This is a genomic window from Aeromonas sp. SG16 (assembly GCF_024436135.1).
GTDB classification, from domain to species: Bacteria; Pseudomonadota; Gammaproteobacteria; order Enterobacterales; family Aeromonadaceae; genus Aeromonas; species Aeromonas jandaei.
This window is the reverse complement of sequence record NZ_JANFNW010000002.1, coordinates 168,960-189,178: the sequence shown is the minus strand read 5'-3', so window position 1 is coordinate 189,178 and position 20,219 is coordinate 168,960. Positions and strand designations below refer to the sequence as shown.

Sequence of the window (20,219 nt, the reverse complement as noted above, 5' to 3'; positions counted from 1 at the left end):
CACCGTCTTGTTACCTGGTGAGGCACGCAAGCTGCGCGTCCCATCATTGAATACCCCCACCGCATGGGTGGGGGTGAAACACTCATCAGAAGGTACGGCCGATGTTGAACGAGAAGAACTCGGTACGGTCACCCTCATATTTCTTGATCGGCTTGGCCAGTGCGAATACCAGCGGGCCCATCGGTGAGAGCCACTGCAGGGAGACACCGGCAGAGACCCGGATGTTACCCGGGCTGGAGTAGTCCTGGCTCAAGTAGTTGCAATCCGCCCCGGAAGCACAGGGGTAGGCACCATTGGCAAAATCGGTGCTCCAGACAGTACCGGCATCAATAAAGGCGGTAGAGCGGATCTGCGGACGATAGGTCTCGGAGACGAACGGAGTCGGGAAGACCAGTTCGAACGAGGCCACTGCCAGAGCGTTGCCACCGACCGAGGTATCGGAACCTTCGTACAAGCAAGAACCGTCAGCATTTGTCTGACAAGTCGGACTTTGTCCAGCAACAGTTGGCTTGTTATAGACCTTGTAGATCGCCTTGGGACCGATGGTATTGCTCTTGAAGCCACGCACCGTATCGAAACCACCGGCATAGTAGTTCTCGAAGAAGGGGAGCATAGAGTCATTGCCATAGCCATTGCCGTAGGAGACGCGCCCCTTGCCGATCATTACCCAGTTGTGATCCGCATCGAGCGGGAAGTAGTGGGCATCTTCGGCGGAGAGCTTGTAGTACTGCAGCTCCATGCCCGGCACGGTCACCTTGGCGTTGACCCGCTGGCGATCACCAGCAGTCGGGAACATTCCCTTGTTCAGGGTGGAGCGTGTCCAGCCTGCGGTCAGGTCGACGGTCACGAAGTCGAGGTTGGAGCCATCCTGCGAGTAGAGGTTCCAGAACTGATCCATCTGCACCGACTGGCGGTTGTCGTTCCACTGATCCCAGCAGTAGGTGTTGCCGTCGGTATCCGGGTTGTCTTTCAGACACTCCTGATAGTTCTGGGCATTGAATGACGGACGGCTCAGTTTGGTGCTCTCGACACCGGTACTGAAGTCGAGACGGTTGAACTCGTTGACCGGGAAACCGCTGGAGAGACGGAAACCGATGGTTTCGTTTTCGTAATCAACGATATCAGCATCATCGGCGCGGAACTGGTTGTAGTAGACCCGGCCACCCAGGCTGACGCCATCGACGGTGAAGTAGGGGTCGTTGTAACTCAGATCGACGTTCTTGGAGTAGTCGTTGGTGCTGGCGTTGATGGCAACCCGCTTGCCGGTTCCCATGAAGTTGTCCTGGGAGATCCCCGCCTGCAGGCTCAGGCCCGATTCGGTACCGTAACCCACACCCGCGTTGATGGAGCCGGCCGGCTGCTCCTTGACCTTGAAGTCGAGATCGACCAGATCCTCGTTGCCCGGCACCCGCTTGGTGTCCACTTCCACGCTCTCGAAGTAGCCGAGGCGGTTGAGGCGGCTCTTGGACTGCTCGATGTTGTCGGAAGAGAGCCAGGTGCCCTCCATCTGACGCATCTCGCGGCGCAGCACCTGATCTTCGGTGGTGGCGTTGCCGGTGAAGTTGATGTTGCGCACATAGACGCGCGGCCCCGGCTCAACGTTGACGATGAGCTCGACTTCCTTGGTCTTGTCGTTGATTTGCGGGAACGTGACCACTTTCGGGTAGGCGTAGCCATAACGACCGAGGAACTTGGAAAGCACCTCTTCGGTGTGGGTGACCTGGCTCGCGGAGTAGGTGCTGCCCGCTTCGATGGGGATCAGCCCCTTCATCTCGCCGCCGCGGTCGATCAGGTCGCCCTTGAGCTGGACGCCGGAGACCTTGTACTGATCCCCTTCCTTGATGTTGAGGGTGACGTAAACGCCCTTCTTGTCCGGGGTCATGGAGACCTGGGTGGACTCCTGCTGGAAGCGGATATAACCGCGATCCATGTAGTAGGAGCGCAGGGTTTCGATATCACCGGCCAGCTTCTGCTTCTGATAGCGCTGATCCGCGGTGAAGTTCCACCAGGGCACCTCGTCACGCAGGGAGAGCTGGGCAATCAGCTTGTCTTCCGGGAAGACGCTGTTGCCGACGATGTTGATCTGCTGGATCTTGGCGGCCTGACCTTCGACGAAGGTGAACTTCAGGTCAACCCGGTTGCGCGGCAGCGGGGTGACGATAGCCTTGACCTTGGCGGAGTACTTGCCCACGCCATAGTAGAAATCTTCCAGCCCTTTTTCGAGGGAGGTAAGCACGGTGCGATCCAGCGGGTCGCCGACACGGATGCCGGAGGACTCCAGACTCTGGGTCAGCTGCTCCTCTTTGATATCCTTGTTGCCGGAGAACTCGATGCTGGAGATGGTCGGCCGCTCCTTGACCATGACCTGCAGCACCTGACCATCACGGTAGACCTTCACATCCTCGAAGTTGCCCGAGGAGTAGAGCTTCTTGATGGCATTCGCCAATGCGACGGAGTCGACAGAGTCGCCAACCCGGATCGGCAGGTTCAACAGTGCCGCACCCAGGGTCACCCGTTGCAAACCTTCGACCTGGATATCTTGCACCACAAAAGAGGCAGGGGCCGCCTGGGCCAGGAAACTGGCGCCCAGCAGGCAACTCAACACCAATGCTTTTTTAACAGCCATTTTGTTCTTATGTGTCCTTGTTGATGCTCTGGCCTCAGAGGCGAGCGAAATCGTTAAACAGCGCAATGCCCATCAATAACATCAGAATGGCGGCACCGATCCTGAAACCCACTTCCTGAATTCTCTCCGACACAGGTTTGCCAGTGACCGCTTCGATAAGGAAATAGACCAGATGGCCACCATCGAGCACCGGCAGGGGGAACAGGTTGATGATCCCCAAGTTGACGCTGATCAGCGCCAGAAAACTCAAGAAATAGACCAGACCATAGTCCGCACTGCTGCCCGCCCCCTTGGCAATGGAGATGGGGCCGCTCAGGTTATCCAGCGACACTATGCCAGCAACCAGCTTGCCGATCATGTCAAAGGTGAGCGTGATCAGGCTCCAGGTCTTCTGGGCTCCCTGCCACAGGGCCTGCAAAGGGCCATACTGTAACAGAATTCGGTATTCATCCGGTAATGGAACCAGTTGCGGCGAGAGACCGACAAAACCAACCAGTTTGCCCTGCACCTTTCTGGTATCCGGGGTCAGGGTCACATCAAGGTCGCTGTTGTTGCGCTCGACCACCACCTGCAACGGTGCGCCCGGTGCGTGCTGCACCAGCTCGACGAACTGGGCCCACTCGGTGATCTCCTGCTCGCCGACCCGCTTGATGCGATCGCCAACCTGCAAACCCGCCTTTTCACTGGCACTCTTGGCTACCACGGCCGACACCACTGGCAATACCTTGCCACCAAGGGGGACAATCCCCAAGCTGCCGATCGGGGATTCCCGGTCCGGATCAAACTTCCAGTTGTCCAGCGACAGATTCTTGTCGGTGGCATAGCTGGTCTGGGGGGCTTTCACCTTGAGGGTGACCGACTGATCGCCCAGATGGCTCAGCAGGGCGTAAGTGACGCTCTCCCAGTCGCCGGTCTGCTCATCACCGACCCCGACAATCTCCATGCCCGGCTGGATACCCGCCTCGGCCACGATGGACGCAGGGCGCACCTCGCCAATCACCGGTTTTACCGCCGGCACACCGATCATGAACATCAGCCAGAGGGCAAACAGGGCAAAGACGAAGTTGGCCATGGGGCCAGCCGCAACGATGGCCATCCGGGCCCATACCGATTTGTGGTTGAAGGCGTACTGCTCGTCGCCGGGTTTGAGCTCATCCACCCGGCCATCCAGCATCTTGACGTAACCACCCAGCGGGATCAGGGCCAGCACGTATTCGGTGCCGTCCTTGCCAAGACGACGCCAGATCGCCTTGCCAAAACCGATGGAGAAACGCTCAACCTTTACCCCGCAACGGCGGGCAACCCAGAAGTGACCAAACTCGTGCACTGCGACCAGCAGGCCAAGGGCAACGACAAAGGCCCCGATATTCCACAACACACTGCCCATCAGCCAAGCTCCTCAATCAGGTGGCGGGCACGGGCACGCGCGACGCCATCCAGGGCAAACAGATCCTCGAGGGAGCTCACGGCACTGCTCTCCAGCGCCAGCATCACCGCCTCGTTGATCCGGGCAATATCCATAAAGCCAATCCGCTCGGCCAGGAAGGCGGCAACCGCCTCTTCATTGGCCGCATTGAGCGCAGTGGTTGCTGCCTGCCCCTTGTGGCAGGCATTGATGGCCAGCGCCAGGCAGGGATAGCGTTCGTAATCAGGCCGGATAAAGCTGAACTCTCCGACACTGAAGAAATCCAAAGGTTCCACGCTGGAAGGGATGCGATTGGGATAGGCCAGCGAGTGGGCGATAGGAGTGCACATATCGGGATTGCCGAGCTGGGCCAGCACGGAGCCATCCTTGTACTGCACCATGGAGTGGATCACCGACTGCGGATGGATCACCACCTGGATCTGCTCCGGCGCCGCGTTGAACAACCAGCGCGCCTCGATATACTCCAGCCCCTTGTTCATCATGGTGGCGGAGTCGACCGAAATCTTGGCCCCCATCGACCAGTTGGGGTGAGCGATGGCTTGTGCCGGCGTGACATGGGCCAGCTCGCCAACCTCGGTATAACGGAACGGGCCACCGGAACCGGTCAGCAGGATCTTGCTGATCCCCGCCGCCGCCAGATCGCAGAAACCGGGTTGGCGCTGCACCTCGGTCGGCAGGCACTGGAAGATGGCGTTATGTTCGCTGTCGATGGGCAGCAGCTCGGCACCATGCTCACGCACGGCCTCCATGAAGAAGGCACCGGACATCACCAGCGCCTCCTTGTTGGCCAGCAGAATGCGCTTGCCGGCACGTACCGCAGCCATGGTGGGGGCGAGTCCGGCCGCCCCGACGATGGCCGCCATTACGCTGTGGGCATCGGGGTGAGCGGCTACGTCGCACAGGGCGGCGGCACCAGACATGACCCGAGTCGCACTGCCGTGCGCTTGCAGACGAGCAGCCAGCTCACGGGCGGCCTCCTCATCGACCATCACGGCAAAACGGGGGGAGAATTCGAGACAATCCCGCAACATGGCATCCACGTTGCGGGCGGCGGTCAACGCCAATACTTGCCAACTGCCCGGATTGTGGCGCAGCACCTTCAGGGTACTCTGACCAATGGAGCCGGACGCTCCCAGAATAACCAGAGACTTGTGCATCAGAACTCCTGGCTGAGTAGCAGATAACTGAGCAGGAACACCGGCAGGGCGGCCGTCAGGCTATCGATCCGGTCGAGAATGCCGCCATGGCCCGGCAGCAGGGAGCCGGAATCCTTGATACCGGCTTCACGCTTGAACATGCTCTCGGTCAGATCGCCGAGCACCGAGGCGAGCACCGCCAGCAGCGAGCAGAACAGCACGATCCCCATCTTGGCGGGCACGAAGCCCATGAACCAGGTCACCCCCACCGCCAGCAGGCTGGCAGTAAAGAGGCCGCCACACATCCCTTCGATGGTTTTACCCGGACTGACGGCGGGTGCCAGCTTGTGTTTGCCGAACGCCTTGCCGAAAAAATACGCGCCAGAATCTGCCGCCCAGACCAGACCCATCACGAACAGCAGGATCCAGGCCCCCATCATGGGGTCGTGATAGAAGTTGTAACCACGGATGGCCACCAGTGACCAGAAGAAGGGAACCAGAGTCACCAGACCAAACAGGGACTTAAGCCAGACCGACTCTTTCCACAGCTTGGCACTTTGGGGATAGCGCAGCACCAGCAGCAAGCCGAGCAGCCACCAACTGACAGCGGTCCAGAGCACGCCCATCACCAGCGGGTGCAGATGGGGAGTCCAGAGCTGCTCCACCGGCAACCAGAACAGGCTGGCCCCGAGCAGCAGACAGAATACGATGGGTAACCATTGTTGCGGAGCGGCAGAGACAAAGCCGCTCCATTCACGGCTGGCCAGCAAAAAGACCAGCGCAGCCAACAGGGCAAAAAACTTCAATGGCAGAAAGAAAAGCGCCCCCAACACCAGGGGGATCAACATCAAAGCAGTAATAATTCGTTGTTTTAGCAAAAGAAACCTCTCTCTTGGGAGCGGGGTTTAGCCGGTCTGCTGCTCGGCGATCAATTCCCGGATCTGTTCACCCGTGCAGCCGAAGCGGCGTTCGCGGGCAACAAAGGAGGCAACGGCCTCACTGAACTCGGCCTCGTTGAAATCGGGCCACAATACCGGGGTAAAGTAGAGCTCGGCATAGGCGAGCTGCCATAAAACAAAATTGCTGATGCGATGGTCACCACCGGTACGGATCAGAAGATCCACCGGGGGCAGATCGGCCATGCATACCTCGCGGCCAAGCATGGACTCATCAATCTGGTCGGCCGACAATTCACCGGCCGCCACGGCAGTGGCCAGCTTGCGGGCCGCCTGGGCGATATCCCACTGCCCGCCATAGTTAGCCGCAATGTTCAGGGTCAAACCCTTGTTGTTGGCGGTCAGCGCTTCCGCCTTGGCGATCTTGGCCTGCAGCCGTTCGCTGAAGCGGGCGGTATCGCCGATCACCTTGAGCCGGATGCCGTTGCTGTGAAGCTTGCTCACCTCACGGCCCAGCACGGTAATGAAGAGCTCCATCAAGGCACTGACCTCCCCTTCCGGGCGACGCCAGTTCTCGCTGGAGAAGGCGAACAGGGTCAATGCTTCGATCTTGGCCCGGGCGGCAAAGGTCACCGCCTCACGCACCGACTTGACGCCAGCCTTGTGCCCATAGACCCGCATCTTGCCACGGTTCTGGGCCCAGCGGCCGTTGCCATCCATGATGATGGCGACGTGACGGGGCAAAGAGGTGTTGGCGCAATCACCCAACGCAGCCAAAAGCGACATGGTTTTCTCCCACAAAGACAAAAGCGCCGTGCAGGGGCACTACACGGCGCTCGTAATATACCTTTCAGGCGCTTAGATTTCCATTAGCTCCTTCTCCTTTGCAGCAAGGGCCTCATCGACCAGCTTGATGTAGGAGTCGGTCAGTTTCTGGATCTCTTCCTGGGCGCGACGGTCGTCGTCTTCGGAGATCTCTTTGTCCTTCAGCAGCGCTTTCAGATCGGCGTTGGCATCGCGACGGATGTTGCGCACGGCAACACGGGCGTTTTCCGCTTCACCACGAACAACCTTGGTCAGGTCGCGGCGACGCTCTTCGGTCAGCGGCGGCAGCGGCACACGCAGGCTCTGGCCGTTGCTGGAGGGGTTCAGGCCCAGATCGGAAGTCAGGATCGCTTTCTCTACCGCCTGGATCATGGAGCGGTCAAATACGGAGATGGAGAGGGTGCGAGAGTCTTCGGCTACCACGTTGGCCAGCTGCTTCAGCGGAGTGGCCGCACCGTAGTACTCAACCTGGATACCGTCGAGCAGGCTCGGGTGAGCACGGCCGGTACGGATCTTGGACATCTGGGTCTTGAGTGACTCGACACTCTTGCCCATGCGCTCCTTGGCGTCGTTTTTAATCTCGTTGATCACAGCGGTTTTCCTTTTGGCGAACGAGCCGCCTCGCGGCTCGCATCTATCTTATTTGCTGACGTGATGGATCAGGGTACCTTCCGGCTCACCCATGATAACCCGGCGCAGGGCACCCGGTTTGTTCATGTTGAACACGCGGATCGGCAGATCATGGTCACGTGCCAGAGTAAAGGCAGCAAGATCCATCACCTTGAGCTCTTTTTCAAGAACTTCATCATAACTCAATTCATGGTACAGCACGGCATCCGGATTCTTGACCGGATCTTCGTTGTATACACCATCGACCTTGGTGGCTTTCAGCACCACGTCGGCTTCGATTTCGATCCCGCGCAGACAGGCCGCAGAATCGGTAGTAAAGAAGGGGTTGCCAGTACCGGCAGAGAAGATCACCACTTTGCCTGCACGCAGCTGGCTGATGGCTTCGGCCCAGACGTAGGAGTCACAGATCCCCTGCAGGGAGATGGCAGACATCAGACGGGCATTCACATAAGCACGATGCAGGGCATCACGCATGGCCAGACCGTTCATCACGGTTGCCAGCATACCCATGTGGTCGCCCACCACGCGGTTCATACCCGCTTTGGCAAGACCGGCACCACGGAACAGGTTGCCGCCACCGATGACCAGACCGACCTGAACACCCAACTCAACCAGCTCCTTGATCTCTTGGGCCATCCGATCCAGCACCGCCGGATCAATGCCGAAACCCTCGGCGCCTTGCAGGGCTTCACCACTCAACTTCAGAAGAACACGTCTGTATGCAGGTTTGGGATTGGTACTCATGTCACTGATTCCTGGTCATATAAAGACCGCGACATAAGTCGCGGTCTGGGGAAACGGAAAAACCGGTTCGATTAAGCCTTCTGAGCGGCCGCGATTTGAGCTGCAACTTCAGCAGCGAAATCGGTCTCTTGCTTCTCGATGCCTTCGCCCACTTCGAAACGGGTGAAGGAGACAACGTCAGCACCTTCTTTCTTCAGCAGCTCGGCAACGGTCATGGAAGGATCTTTCACGAACGGCTGACCAGTCAGGGAAACCTCACCGGTGAACTTCTTCATGCGGCCTTCAACCATCTTTTCGGCGATCTCTTTCGGCTTGCCGGAGTTGATGGCGATGTCGATCTGGATTTCGCGCTCTTTGGCAACGACGTCAGCGGAAACATCTTCCGGCTTGACGAACTGCGGGCTGTTGGCAGCTACGTGCATAGCCAGATCTTTGGCCAGCTCGTCGGTACCGCCAGTCAGCTTGGTGATAACACCAATGCGGGAACCGTGAACGTAGGTACCCAGGTTGTCACCTTCAACCAGCATCACGCGACGCAGGTTCATGTTCTCACCGATCTTGGCGATCAGGTTGGTGATGGTCAGCTCTACGGACTCACCGTTGCCGAAGTCAGCGGCTTTCAGCGCGTCAACGTCAGCAATCTTCTGGGTAGCAGCGATCTCGACGATCTTCTGACCCATGGCCAGGAAGCCGGCATCCTTGGAAACGAAGTCAGTCTCGCAGTTCAGCTCGATCATGACGGCAACGTTGCCTTCGGTACGGGCGAAGATCACACCTTCAGCGGCGATACGGCCAGCTTTCTTGGCGGCTTTGGCCTGACCGGATTTGCGCATGTTCTCAATTGCCAGCTCGATATCACCAGCAGCTTCTTCCAGTGCTTTTTTGCAATCCATCATGCCAGCGGCGGTGCGCTCGCGCAGTTCTTTTACCAGGGCGGCAGAAATGTTTGCCATGTCCAGTATCCTCGGTCTTGAATTGACAAGAAACAGGGGCCACAAGGGCCCCTGCTAACCAATTACATCAGCTTGGTTAATAAGGGCTTTGCAGTCCTTATCAATTACTCAGCTTCAACGAAGCCATCTTGTTCAGCTTGAACAACGATGTCCTGAGCGCGAGCTTCCAGTACGGTGTCAGCAGCAGCATTCAGGTACAGCTGAACAGCACGGATAGCGTCGTCGTTACCCGGGATAACGTAATCAACGCCGTCCGGGTTGGAGTTGGTATCAACGATGGAAACTACCGGGATACCCAGGTTGTTGGCTTCTTTGATAGCGATGTGCTCGTGGTCGGCATCGACAACGAACAGAACGTCAGGCAGGCCGCCCATGTTCTTGATACCACCCAGGCTCTTCTCCAGCTTTTCCATTTCGCGAGTACGCATCAGCGCCTCTTTCTTGGTCAGCTTGTCGAAGGTACCGTCCTGGCTCTGGGTTTCCAGATCTTTCAGGCGCTTGATGGACTGACGAACGGTTTTCCAGTTGGTCAGCATGCCGCCCAGCCAGCGGTGGTTAACATAGAACTGGTCGCAACGCTCAGCGGCTTCTTTTACGGCTTCAGACGCGGCACGCTTGGTACCTACGAACAGTACCTTGCCTTTCTTGGCAGCTACGGAGCTGATGAAGTTCATGGCATCGTCAAACATCGGAACGGTTTTTTCCAGGTTGATGATGTGAACTTTGCTGCGGGCACCGAAGATGTAGGATTTCATTTTCGGGTTCCAGTAACGAGTCTGGTGACCGAAGTGAACGCCGGCTTGCAGCATGTCGCGCATAGAAACTTTAGCCATTTTATACCTCTGTATTGGGGTTAGGCCTCCACACATCCCATATAACCGACCCGTTAAGGCACCCCGGCATATGTGTCGATGTGTGTGTGTTGTTTAAGTAAGGGTGATGAAATCGGGACGCAAGTTCCCCATTCCGGCGCGCTTTATATCATAACTTTGGCCACGACACCACCGGAGCGAGGCTAAACGAGCGCTAAATATGGATCCCGTCAACGGAGGTTGCGACTGCCATTTGACGTTGTGATGACAATCACACTGGAAGTACGAAGGGGTTGCGGATAAAATTTTGGCCTGATTGCAAACGCATCTATTTTTCATTACCTGTCCAGCCTGCCCTCGCAGGCCCGGTGGCAGGCCGCAAGAGAGATCCCATGTCCATTAAAATCAAGACACCGGAAGAGATTGAAAAGATGCGCGTTGCCGGCCAATTGGCCGCCGATGTGCTGGTCATGATTGCGCCCCATGTCAAAGCAGGCGTCACCACTGACGAACTGAACACCCTTTGCCACAACTACATCGTTGACGTGCAGCAGGCTATCCCGGCTCCGCTCAACTACCACGGCTTCCCCAAATCCATCTGCACCTCGGTGAACGATGTGATCTGCCATGGCATCCCGAACCACAAGAAGCTGCGTGATGGCGACATCATCAACCTCGACATCACCGTCATCAAGGATGGCTACCACGGCGACACCTCCGCCATGTTCATCGTGGGCGAGACCACCCCGCTTCGTCGTCAGCTCTGCAAGATTGCGCAAGAGAGCCTCTACGCCGCCATCAAGAAGGTACGCCCGGGTGCCTGCATCACCGAGATCGGCGCCGTGATCCAGCCCATCGTCGAGAAGGCCGGTTTCTCCGTGGTGCGTGACTACTGTGGCCACGGCATTGGTGCCGAGTTCCACGAAGAGCCGCAGATCCTCCACTACCGCAACGGCGGCAAGCTGGAGCTGAAAGCGGGCATGTGTTTCACCATCGAGCCGATGGTCAACAGCAAGAAGTACCACTGCAAGGTCAATCCGAAGGATGGCTGGACCGTCACCACCAAGGATGGCGGCGACTCCGCCCAGTGGGAACACACCCTGCTGGTGACCGAGGATGGCTGCGAAGTGCTGACCCTGCGCCCCGACGACACTATCGACCGCTTCATCAAACACAGCTAACATCGAACCCCGGCCCTTAGCGAAAAGCGCCGGGGTTTTTACTGCCCGTTTCAGCCATATGCCTGCCACTTGTGTGTGAGATGCCATGGACGCCAGCCTGCTTTCCCCCCATCTGTTACCCGACGACCAGCTCACCCGCGACAACTGCAAAGAGTACCTGAGCCGCTTTCTCGGCTGGCTGCACGCCCGCTTCGATGCCGGTGACAACATCATCGAGCTGGTTGCCACCCGCTCCGAATATATGGATCAACTGCTCTGCCGCCTCTGGCAGAAGTTTGGTTTCGACAAGAGCGACCTCACCCTCATCGCGGTGGGTGGTTATGGCCGAGGCGAGCTGCACCCCCACTCCGACATCGACCTGCTGATCCTGTATGACGGCGACGAGCTGGACGAGGTACTGGGGCTGCGCATCGGTGAGTTCATCACTCTGTTGTGGGATCTCAAGCTGGAGGTGGGTCAGGCGGTACGCAACGTGGCGGAGTGCATCGAGCAGGGCAAGGCCGACATCACGGTCGCCACCAACCTCATTGAGGCGCGCTACATCACCGGTCGCAAGGAGGGTTTCCGGCAACTCAAGGAGGCGACCGGCCCCCAGCACTTCTGGCCGAGCGAAGCCTTCTTTCGCGCCAAGCGCCAGGAGCAGGCCGAGCGGCACCAGCAGTTTCTCGGTACCGCCTACAAGCTGGAGCCGGACCTCAAGTGCAATCCGGGCGGTCTGCGCGACATCCAGACCCTCGCCTGGGTCGCCCGTCGCCACTTCGGTGCCACCACCCTGTTCGAGATGACCAGTCACGGCTTCCTCAACCGCGCCGAGTATCGCGAGCTGCTCGACTGCCAGAATTTCCTCTGGAAAGTACGCTTTGCCTTGCACATGGCCATCAACAAAGGCGACAACCGCCTGCTGTTCGACCGCCAGCGCACCGTGGCCCAGATGCTGGGCTTCGAGGGGGAAGGCAACGCGCCGATCGAGCAGATGATGAAGCGTTTCTACCAGACGGTGCGGCGGGTCGCCGAGCTCAACGAGATGCTGCTGCAACTGTTTGACGAGGCGATTCTTGGCAACAGCGCCATGGATGTGCGCCGCCTCTCCGACGAGTTCCAGCTCCGTGGTCGCCTCATCGATGCCGTAGATGCCGAGCTGTTCGCCCGCGAGCCTGCCGCTATCCTGCGCCTCTTCTACCAGATGGCCCAGCATCCCGAGATTGCCGGTATCCACTCCGCCACCCTGCGCCAGCTGCGCGAAGCGCGGCGAAAGCTCAACTGCTGGCTGCAGGATCTGCCGGAGTGCCGTCGCCTGTTCATGGCGCTGCTGCGCCACCCCAACGGCATCGGCCTGCCGATGAGCCTGATGCACAAGTACGGCATTCTAGCGGCCTACTTGCCGCAGTGGAACCTCATCGTCGGCCAGATGCAGTTCGACATGTTCCACGCCTACACGGTCGATGAGCACACCCATCGCCTGCTCAAGAACATTCACGGCTTTCCCAACCCGGCCAACCGCCAGAGTCACCCGCTCTGCCACGAGGTGTTCACCCGGCTGCGCAAACCGGAGCTGCTCAGCATCGCTGCCCTGTTTCACGATATAGCCAAGGGGCGGCGTGGCGATCACTCCGAACTTGGCGCCGTCGATGCGCTGGAGTTCTGCCAGCTGCACGGCCTCGATCGCTACGAGAGCCGGCTGGTCGCCTGGCTGGTGCGCCACCATCTGCTGATGTCGGTCACCGCCCAGCGCCGCGACATCTACGACCCTGACGTAGTCACCGACTTTGCCCAGAAGGTGCGCGACGAGCAGCATCTCGACCTGCTTTACTGCCTCACCGTGGCCGATATCTGCGCCACCAACGACACCCTGTGGAACGACTGGAAGGGCACCCTGCTGCGCGAGCTCTACTTCGCGACCCAGAAGGCGCTGCGCCAGGGGCTGGAGAACCCGCCCGACATGCGGCTGCGCATTCGCGAAAACCAGCGTCAGGCCAAGCAACTGCTGGCACAGCGCGACGTGCCGGAAGAGGCGATCAACCAGCTCTGGGGCGACTTCAAGGCTGATTACTTCCTGCGTCACAGCCCGGAACAGATCGCCTGGCACTGCCGCCACATCATCGAGCATGGCGACAACCCGGCACCGCTGGTGCTGATCGGCAAACACCCGACCCGCGGTGGCAGCGAGGTGTTCATCTACTGCCGCGACACGCCGAACCTGTTTGCGACCGTCGCCTCGGCACTGGATCAGAAGAACCTCAACATTCACGATGCCCAGATCATGAACTCGCGCAGTAACTTCGTGCTCGATACCTTTGTGGTGCTGGAACCCAACGGCGAACCCATCAGTCCGAACCGCACCGCCACCATCAAGAAGGCGCTGGAGAAGGCGCTGCAGGAGCCGGGCAAACTGGTGCTGCGCAACAAGCCACTGTCACGGCGCCACCGCCAGTTCAGCGTACCGACCCGGGTCGTTTTTCTACCGCACAAGGGGGAGAGCCGCCACACCCTGATGGAGCTGACCGCCCTCGATACTCCCGGCCTGCTGGCGCGGATCGGCGCAGTGTTCCAGCAGTGCGGCCTGTCGCTGCACGCCGCCAAGATCGCCACCTTTGGCGAACGGGTCGAGGACTTTTTCAGTCTGACCAGCCTCGATGGCGAGCCATTGACACCGGAGCAGCAACTGCTGCTGGAAGAGCGACTGGTACATCAGCTCAATCCGCAGCAATTTGCTATGGAATGAGTGCAATCTGATTCGAAAGAGGCTGTTTTCACCTCCATTTTCCCATACCAAACAAATGGTTGGCTGGGAAATATGAAAGAAATGGTCGCTGGCCGGAAGAATTCCGGTCAGCCACTTAAAAACAGTCGGAAAAGTGTGATACAACAAACAGAATTTTTTAAAGGAAACCTGTCATGACCGAGTTGCAACAGATCATTGAAGCGGCCTTCGAGCGCCGCGACACCATTACCCCGAGCACTGTGGACAGCGCTACCAAATCCGCCATCCTGCAAGTCATCGAACTGCTGGACTCCGGCAAGGCCCGGGTTGCCGAGAAGATCGCCGGTGAGTGGGTTGTTCATCAGTGGCTGAAGAAGGCGGTACTGCTCTCGTTCCGTATCAACGACAACGGCATCATCAAGGGCGACGACGCCCAGTACTACGACAAGGTTCCCCTCAAGTTCTCCAACTACACCGAAGAGCAGTTCAAGGCTGCCGGTGTACGCGTGGTGCCGCCGGCGACCGCCCGCAAAGGCTCCTTTATCGCCCCCAACACTGTGCTGATGCCCTCCTACGTCAACATCGGCGCCTACGTTGACGAAGGCACCATGGTCGACACCTGGGCCACCGTCGGTTCCTGCGCCCAGATCGGCAAAAACGTGCACCTTTCCGGCGGCGTCGGCATCGGCGGCGTACTGGAGCCGCTGCAGGCCAACCCGACCATCATCGAAGACAACTGCTTTATCGGTGCCCGCTCCGAAGTGGTTGAAGGGGTGATCGTCGAGGAAGGTTCCGTTATCTCCATGGGCGTCTTCATCGGCCAATCCACCCGCATCTATGACCGCGAAACCGGCGAAATCCACTACGGCCGCGTACCGGCTGGCTCCGTAGTCGTCTCCGGCTCCCTGCCCTCCAAATGCGGCAAGTACAGCCTCTACGCTGCCGTGATCGTCAAGAAGGTGGATGCCAAGACCCGCGCCAAGGTCGGCATCAACGCCCTGCTGCGCTCCATCGACGAGTAAGCCGTTTTACCGTGATTTAAAGGGCGCCTGATGGCGCCCTTTTGATTTTGGCGCCGCTGTCACAGGCAAGCAGCACAAGCTCGGTTAAGATAGATGGGACAGGATCGTTTCAAACCGAGGAAGCCTGATGTACGAGAATCTCAAGAGCCTGGGGATCCAGGATCCCGCCTCCGTCGACAGCTACACCCTGCGCCAGGAGGCCAACCACGACATCCTCAAGATCTACTTCAAGAAGCAGAAAGGCGAGTTCTTCGCCAAGAGTGTCAAATTCAAATACCCGCGCCAGCGCAAAACCATGCTGGTTGACTCGGGCACCCACGAGTACAAGGATGTCACCGAGATCAACGCCAACCTGAAATACGTGGTGGACGAGCTCGACAGCCTGACCCAGGGTGTGCATGTTCATGCCGACCCGGACATCAAGCAGAAGATCCTGCGCGATCTGCGTCATCTGGAGAAGGTGGTACAGAACAAGATCAGCGAGATTGAGCGGGATCTGGAGAAACTCTAACCCTCCCCCTCTTGCTTAAAGAGCGCCCGATGTGGCGCTCTTTTTATTGCCGCGTACCAGCAATACCGGTCAAGTGTTTCATGGCAGACTCAGTTCCCAGTCACCAAACTGTACAAAAAGAAGAGGGAGGCTTGCGCCTCCCTCTTCCGGAACCTGATGTCAGGCAACTGAATTAGTTGCTCTTCATCCAGATGTCCATGTCGGTTTTCAGGTTGTCGGACTTGGTACCGAAGATGGCTTGTACGCCGGAACCAGCCACTACCACACCGGCAGCACCCAGTTTCTTCAGACCAGCCTGGTCAACCTTGGCTACATCTTTCACGCCAACACGCAGACGGGTGATGCAGGCATCCAGAGAAGCGATGTTCTCTTTGCCACCGAAGGCAGCAACCAGAGCGGCGGACATTTCGTCTTTACCTTGGCCAACAGTGGACTCGGTGCTCTCGTCTTCACGACCCGGAGTTTTCAGGTTCATGGCACGGATAACGAAGCTGAATACCACGTAGTAGATGGCAGCGTATACCAGACCCAGACCAACCAGCAGCATCATGTGGCTGGCACGCGGGGACTGAACAACGAAGTCGATGAAACCGTTGGAGAAGGTGTGACCGTGTACGATACCCAGGGTGTTGGTCAGCACGTAAGCCAGACCAGCCAGTACAGCGTGGATGGCGTACAGAACCGGAGCAACGAACAGGAAGGAGAACTCGATCGGCTCGGTAATACCGGTCAGGAAAGAGGTCAGGGCTGCAGAGGCCATGATACCTACTACCTTGGCGCGGTTTTCCGGCTTGGCGGCGTGAGCGATGGCAAACGCGGCGGCAGGCAGACCGAACATTTTGAACAGGTAGCCACCAGCCAGCTGACCGAAGCCGTTACCGGCAGCGCGGGACGCGTCATCAGCGGTCAGGAAGCAGGTCATGATACCGTGAACAGTTTCACCGGCACCGTTGACGCAGGTACCAGCCTGATAGAAGAACGGTACGTTCCAGATGTGGTGCAGACCGAACGGGATCAGAGAACGCTCAACCACACCGTAGATACCGAAGGCCAGTACCGGGTTCTGGTTGGCAGCCCAGTCAGAGAAGGCACCGATAGCGCCACCTACAGGCGGCCAAATGACGGAGAGGATGACACCCAGACCGATAGAGAGGAAACCGGTGATGATGGGTACGGCACGTTTGCCGGCAAAGAAACCCAGATACTCGGGCAGCTGGATTTTGTAGAAGCGGTTGAAGGCCCAGGCAGCGATACCACCGGCCAGGATACCACCCAGCACACCGGTCTCGATGCTTTCAACACCCATGACAGGTGCCATTACCTTCAGAGTGGCGACCATGATGCCGTAGCCAACGATAGCTGACAGACCGGATACACCGTCGTTATTGGTAAAGCCAAGGGCGACACCCACTGCGAACAGCAGGGCCATCTGGCCAAATACGGAACCACCGGCCTGTTCCATCAACTGGGAAACAATTTCCGGCAGCCAGCTGAAGTGGGCAGCACCCACCCCCAACAGAATACCTGCGACTGGCAGGACTGATACTGGCAGCATCAGCGCCTTACCAACCTTTTGCAGATTAGCGAAAGCATTTTTCAACATTGTGTGCGCTCCTGAATGGATTGTCGTCCCTGAACGATTTATTAGGATGAACCAACGACTCTTCATCGAAATATTATCGAATGGGGTTTGCTTATTTTGACCATCAGAATATAACCCAGCGGGTCGTAAATTTCTGCTTTCGATGGGAGTGGAATATTGATTTTGGAGGGAAGATCACAACTTGTTCTGGAGGGAGAATTGTACATATTTTTAGAATGCAATTCTGCACAGTCACTCTATTACACTTAAATATAAACTACAGTTTCACTTTGTATTTTTATCATTCAAAACAATTCATTCAGAAACAATGTGTAACCCAGTGTAACAAGCTTGTTCTCTATTATTACAGTCTACCGATTAAAAAGGCCTCCAACAAGGGAGGCCTTAATAAATATAGTGATCACTCAAATTTGCTTGAGCTTATTTTTGCGAGCGCTTCACCGCATCGACAAATACCTGTTTCGCTTTGGTCGAACCGGCACGTTCGGCTTCATTGACCAGCTGCATAGCCTTGTCGATATCGCCCGCTTTCACCGCCTTCTCGATCTGGGATTGATAGAAGGCTTCGGTTTCACTCAGCATGGCAGGAGCAGGTGTGGCTGGTGCTGCCACCACAGCTGCCGTGACACTACCAGCAGCAACAGCAGAGGTCACCGCTGGTGCGCCTTTACCCATCGCAACCTTGTCTGCATATTCAGGCTTGAATACTGCCTCCAGTCCCTGGCCTTTGGCCATATCCACAACCTTGATCTGTACAAGACCCCATGGGGAATGAGGGATCACAGGATCCTTGATATCCGGCTCGACCGAGCCATTCGCTCGGGCAAACGCTTTAGAAGGGTGCAGTATGGTTGTACTATCGGCCAATTTGCTGGCTGGTGCATAAATAATCATGTAGGTTTCTGCCGCAGGGTTACCCGGCATACTGCGATCAACAAAAAGCTTGCCCTCCACCCGATCATTATCCAGCAGGTGTGCTGGCTGATAAGTGAATACCGAATCGCCCAGCACACGAGTCACCTTGAACTGGGCATCCAGCATGATGACTTGCGGGATCAGCACTGTCTTACCTACTTGGGACGCAATATTGATAGCCAAATTGCCAGTGTTGGCCGGCAGGCGATAAGCTGCGAAGTAGCTCATCCCCTCATCAAACTGAAAAGTGGGTTGCTTGCCATCGATGGTCAGCAGAGTATCGCCTTCGGGCAAAGCTACATAATTGAAATCTTTGAACCCATTGCAACAGCTGCTCACCATTGAAAGAGCCTGTTTGGCCTGTTCGGCATTACTCAGGATGGATGCATGCTCTTGCACGGGTACAACCATGCTACCGGCACAACCAGCCAGCAGCGCAGTAACCACTGCTGTGATAGATATCTTTACCAGTTTCATTCTTCTTATCTCCATAACCCGGTTGCCGTCACACGGCGAAACAAAACTGCCCCCATACGGGGGCAGTCACTAACTTAACTGAAACTACGGTTTACCACCAAGCTTCTGCCTGAACACCAAAGTTCCAAGTATCTTTAGACAGACCACCATCGAACGCATACTTATCCTGACCAACATTAACGCTTGTTGCATCGAATTTGTCTGATGTCTTGTCTTGTTTCAAGTAGGTAGCAAATACACGAATCTCCGGTCGAGCCCAGAAGCTGGAACCAGCAGACCATGCTTGAGCCAGTGTCAGCTTGTAACCAGAATCTTTAGCCGTCGTGCCACTGGTAGACTTATTATTGTCTTTGAAATAACCGCCCTCAAAGATTGTCTTGTTGAAATCATCCCATTTGAACATGGGGCGAACAACAGCGGACATGGCTTCATACTTGTCGTTGCCGACCCACATGTCGTTACCTACACCGTAGACCAGCTGGTGACCCATCTCCCAGGAGTTACCCATCGGGATGACACCGTGGTTGATGATACGGAAACCATCAGCCCCATCTTTGGCTTCAGCACCATACCAGGAACCATCACCGTAGAAGGCCATTGTCTTGGCGTAACCTTCAGTACCGTACTGCAGCACGGTCTTGTTGAAGCCACCCAGAACACCTTGGGTCATTTCAGCAGTCAGCATTACGCCATCTTTGGCATTTTTATACTGGCTATTGGAAGAGCTCTTCTGGGCATCGGTTGGATTAACGATTGCGTAATCAACACCCATTTCCAGAGAGGCATCTTGCCACAACGGAATACCTGCATAACGCAGATCAAGGGTGTTTACATCCATACTGCTGAATTTGGTCCAGCCATCCTTACCATCCCAGCCGCGATCATTGCGGATCCAAGCAAAGGATACTTTGCCCGGGCCGGCCTGGATGCCTTCGATACCGGCACCAGCACCGGAAATGTTCCAGTAGTAGAAATCTGAGATGTGAATGTCGTGACGTTGATAGTAACGTTTACCTGCCCAAAGAGTGGCTTCCGGAGCAAAGCCCAGCAGCCCCTTGGCCTGAACGTTGAACTGGCGCAGAGCGAACTCGGAATCGTTACTGCATTGTTTTTCATCGAAGTTACATACTGTGCCAGTACCTTCCCAATCGTTGGAACCATTTGAAGTCATGGCGACCATAGAATCAACGTAGAAAGTCTTGCCATCCTTGTTAAATACTTCTTGGCCAAGCTGCACTTCACCATAGGTATCGTCTTCGTTACCCAAACGGCCTACCTTTTGTTTGCTCCAAGTCTGCATGTCACCATCACTGGAAACACCAACACCGGAACGGAAGTAACCGTGGAAATCTACGGCAAAGGCGGCTTGGGAAGCCAGGGCGGCAGTAACAGCTGCAGCAATCGGGAGCCACTTCATTTTCATTGTCATATTCCTTATTTCCCGCTGTGAGGAGTGTGATCCTGAATATTTATCACCGGGCAATCCTGCTGGTGATAACCGAGGTCGATTATAGGGAGCACATATCGCGACAAATATGAACCGACTCACAAAATGGCGACAAATCGCTCGGCAAACGGTCGCCTCACACCAATGACGCAAAAAACCCAAATAAAAAGCAATAACTAACCAATCAAGTCAAAAATGAAGCGATCAAGATCAACCTGAAACCGCTCTCATTGATTAATTCGCGACGAGATGAAAGTGAATATTTGATCACTCATTGGCAAAAACATGACTGAAATCGCTTTCATGATTGAACT

16 protein-coding genes are annotated in these 20,219 nt (G+C 56.7%); 4 read left to right on the top strand and 12 right to left on the bottom strand.

Features of this window, described 5'->3' with window-relative positions:
- Positions 1–85 precede the first annotated feature (85 nt).
- The 9 genes from bamA to rpsB form a co-directional block, all read right to left on the bottom strand.
- Complete coding sequence (gene bamA, locus NOM67_RS08020) at positions 86–2,626, bottom strand: outer membrane protein assembly factor BamA (RefSeq protein ID WP_156852351.1); 2,541 nt, start codon at positions 2,624–2,626, stop codon at positions 86–88.
- Positions 2,627–2,660: 34 nt separating this feature from the next.
- A complete protein-coding gene (gene rseP, locus NOM67_RS08015; RefSeq protein ID WP_156852352.1) occupies positions 2,661–4,013 on the bottom strand; it encodes a sigma E protease regulator RseP in 1,353 nt (450 codons plus the stop codon).
- Entirely contained in the window at positions 4,013–5,209 is a 1,197-nt protein-coding gene (ispC, locus tag NOM67_RS08010) for a 1-deoxy-D-xylulose-5-phosphate reductoisomerase (protein ID WP_255935645.1), read from the bottom strand. The genes rseP and ispC overlap by 1 nt, the downstream gene beginning before the upstream one ends.
- Positions 5,209–6,066 carry a phosphatidate cytidylyltransferase gene (locus tag NOM67_RS08005; protein WP_041208079.1) on the bottom strand — a complete coding sequence of 286 codons (858 nt, stop codon included), beginning with the start codon at positions 6,064–6,066 and terminating at the stop codon, positions 5,209–5,211. The genes ispC and NOM67_RS08005 overlap by 1 nt, the downstream gene beginning before the upstream one ends.
- Positions 6,067–6,093: 27 nt before the next feature.
- Positions 6,094–6,870: a polyprenyl diphosphate synthase gene (uppS, locus tag NOM67_RS08000; protein WP_033116093.1), complete on the bottom strand. Its 777-nt coding sequence runs from the start codon at positions 6,868–6,870 to the stop codon at positions 6,094–6,096.
- Between the two features lie 72 nt (positions 6,871–6,942).
- Positions 6,943–7,500: a ribosome recycling factor gene (frr, locus tag NOM67_RS07995; RefSeq protein ID WP_041208078.1), complete on the bottom strand. Its 558-nt coding sequence runs from the start codon at positions 7,498–7,500 to the stop codon at positions 6,943–6,945.
- 48 nt (positions 7,501–7,548) lie between these two features.
- Entirely contained in the window at positions 7,549–8,283 is a 735-nt protein-coding gene (gene pyrH / locus NOM67_RS07990; protein WP_041208077.1) for a UMP kinase, read from the bottom strand.
- Positions 8,284–8,354: 71 nt separating this feature from the next.
- Positions 8,355–9,236, bottom strand: coding sequence for a translation elongation factor Ts (gene tsf / locus NOM67_RS07985; protein ID WP_041208076.1), 882 nt, complete (start codon positions 9,234–9,236; stop codon positions 8,355–8,357).
- Positions 9,237–9,340: 104 nt separating this feature from the next.
- Positions 9,341–10,069 (bottom strand): 30S ribosomal protein S2, encoded by a 729-nt coding sequence (rpsB, locus tag NOM67_RS07980; protein WP_005303470.1) that lies wholly within the window; start codon positions 10,067–10,069, stop codon positions 9,341–9,343.
- Between the two features lie 371 nt (positions 10,070–10,440).
- Between rpsB and map the strand changes: the two genes are divergently transcribed.
- From map to NOM67_RS07960, 4 genes are all read left to right on the top strand, one after another.
- Positions 10,441–11,229 carry a type I methionyl aminopeptidase gene (map, locus tag NOM67_RS07975; RefSeq protein ID WP_041208075.1) on the top strand — a complete coding sequence of 263 codons (789 nt, stop codon included), beginning with the start codon at positions 10,441–10,443 and terminating at the stop codon, positions 11,227–11,229.
- 85 nt (positions 11,230–11,314) lie between these two features.
- Positions 11,315–13,951 carry a bifunctional uridylyltransferase/uridylyl-removing protein GlnD gene (gene glnD, locus NOM67_RS07970; protein ID WP_255935635.1) on the top strand — a complete coding sequence of 879 codons (2,637 nt, stop codon included), beginning with the start codon at positions 11,315–11,317 and terminating at the stop codon, positions 13,949–13,951.
- A gap of 173 nt (positions 13,952–14,124) precedes the next feature.
- Positions 14,125–14,952 carry a 2,3,4,5-tetrahydropyridine-2,6-dicarboxylate N-succinyltransferase gene (gene dapD, locus NOM67_RS07965; RefSeq protein WP_033116099.1) on the top strand — a complete coding sequence of 276 codons (828 nt, stop codon included), beginning with the start codon at positions 14,125–14,127 and terminating at the stop codon, positions 14,950–14,952.
- A 127-nt stretch (positions 14,953–15,079) separates the two neighbouring features.
- Positions 15,080–15,463: a DUF3461 family protein gene (locus NOM67_RS07960; RefSeq protein WP_033116100.1), complete on the top strand. Its 384-nt coding sequence runs from the start codon at positions 15,080–15,082 to the stop codon at positions 15,461–15,463.
- A gap of 172 nt (positions 15,464–15,635) precedes the next feature.
- Here the strand turns inward: NOM67_RS07960 and ptsG are convergent, their stop codons facing one another.
- From ptsG to NOM67_RS07945, 3 genes are all read right to left on the bottom strand, one after another.
- Complete coding sequence (gene ptsG, locus NOM67_RS07955) at positions 15,636–17,066, bottom strand: PTS glucose transporter subunit IIBC (protein WP_041208073.1); 1,431 nt, start codon at positions 17,064–17,066, stop codon at positions 15,636–15,638.
- A 420-nt stretch (positions 17,067–17,486) separates the two neighbouring features.
- On the bottom strand, positions 17,487–18,458 hold the full coding sequence (locus tag NOM67_RS07950; RefSeq protein ID WP_198037932.1) for a MalM family protein: 972 nt from the start codon (positions 18,456–18,458) through the stop codon (positions 17,487–17,489).
- A 91-nt stretch (positions 18,459–18,549) separates the two neighbouring features.
- Complete coding sequence (locus tag NOM67_RS07945) at positions 18,550–19,881, bottom strand: maltoporin (RefSeq protein WP_156852357.1); 1,332 nt, start codon at positions 19,879–19,881, stop codon at positions 18,550–18,552.
- Between the last annotated feature and the right edge of the window lie 338 nt (positions 19,882–20,219).

Bases quoted from the DNA above. Each gene is read 5' to 3' on its own strand.
- NOM67_RS07945 (WP_156852357.1), bottom strand. From the start codon at position 19,881: ATGAAAATGAAGTGGCTCCCGATTGCTGCAGCTGTTACTGCCGCCCTG.
- rpsB (WP_005303470.1), bottom strand. From the start codon at position 10,069: ATGGCTAAAGTTTCTATGCGCGACATGCTGCAAGCCGGCGTTCACTTC.
- pyrH (WP_041208077.1), bottom strand. From the start codon at position 8,283: ATGAGTACCAATCCCAAACCTGCATACAGACGTGTTCTTCTGAAGTTG.
- NOM67_RS07960 (WP_033116100.1), top strand. From the start codon at position 15,080: ATGTACGAGAATCTCAAGAGCCTGGGGATCCAGGATCCCGCCTCCGTC.
- ptsG (WP_041208073.1), bottom strand. From the start codon at position 17,066: ATGTTGAAAAATGCTTTCGCTAATCTGCAAAAGGTTGGTAAGGCGCTG.
- uppS (WP_033116093.1), bottom strand. From the start codon at position 6,870: ATGTCGCTTTTGGCTGCGTTGGGTGATTGCGCCAACACCTCTTTGCCC.
- tsf (WP_041208076.1), bottom strand. From the start codon at position 9,236: ATGGCAAACATTTCTGCCGCCCTGGTAAAAGAACTGCGCGAGCGCACC.
- dapD (WP_033116099.1), top strand. From the start codon at position 14,125: ATGACCGAGTTGCAACAGATCATTGAAGCGGCCTTCGAGCGCCGCGAC.
- ispC (WP_255935645.1), bottom strand. From the start codon at position 5,209: ATGCACAAGTCTCTGGTTATTCTGGGAGCGTCCGGCTCCATTGGTCAG.
- NOM67_RS07950 (WP_198037932.1), bottom strand. From the start codon at position 18,458: ATGAAACTGGTAAAGATATCTATCACAGCAGTGGTTACTGCGCTGCTG.
- bamA (WP_156852351.1), bottom strand. From the start codon at position 2,626: ATGGCTGTTAAAAAAGCATTGGTGTTGAGTTGCCTGCTGGGCGCCAGT.
- map (WP_041208075.1), top strand. From the start codon at position 10,441: ATGTCCATTAAAATCAAGACACCGGAAGAGATTGAAAAGATGCGCGTT.
- glnD (WP_255935635.1), top strand. From the start codon at position 11,315: ATGGACGCCAGCCTGCTTTCCCCCCATCTGTTACCCGACGACCAGCTC.
- rseP (WP_156852352.1), bottom strand. From the start codon at position 4,013: ATGGGCAGTGTGTTGTGGAATATCGGGGCCTTTGTCGTTGCCCTTGGC.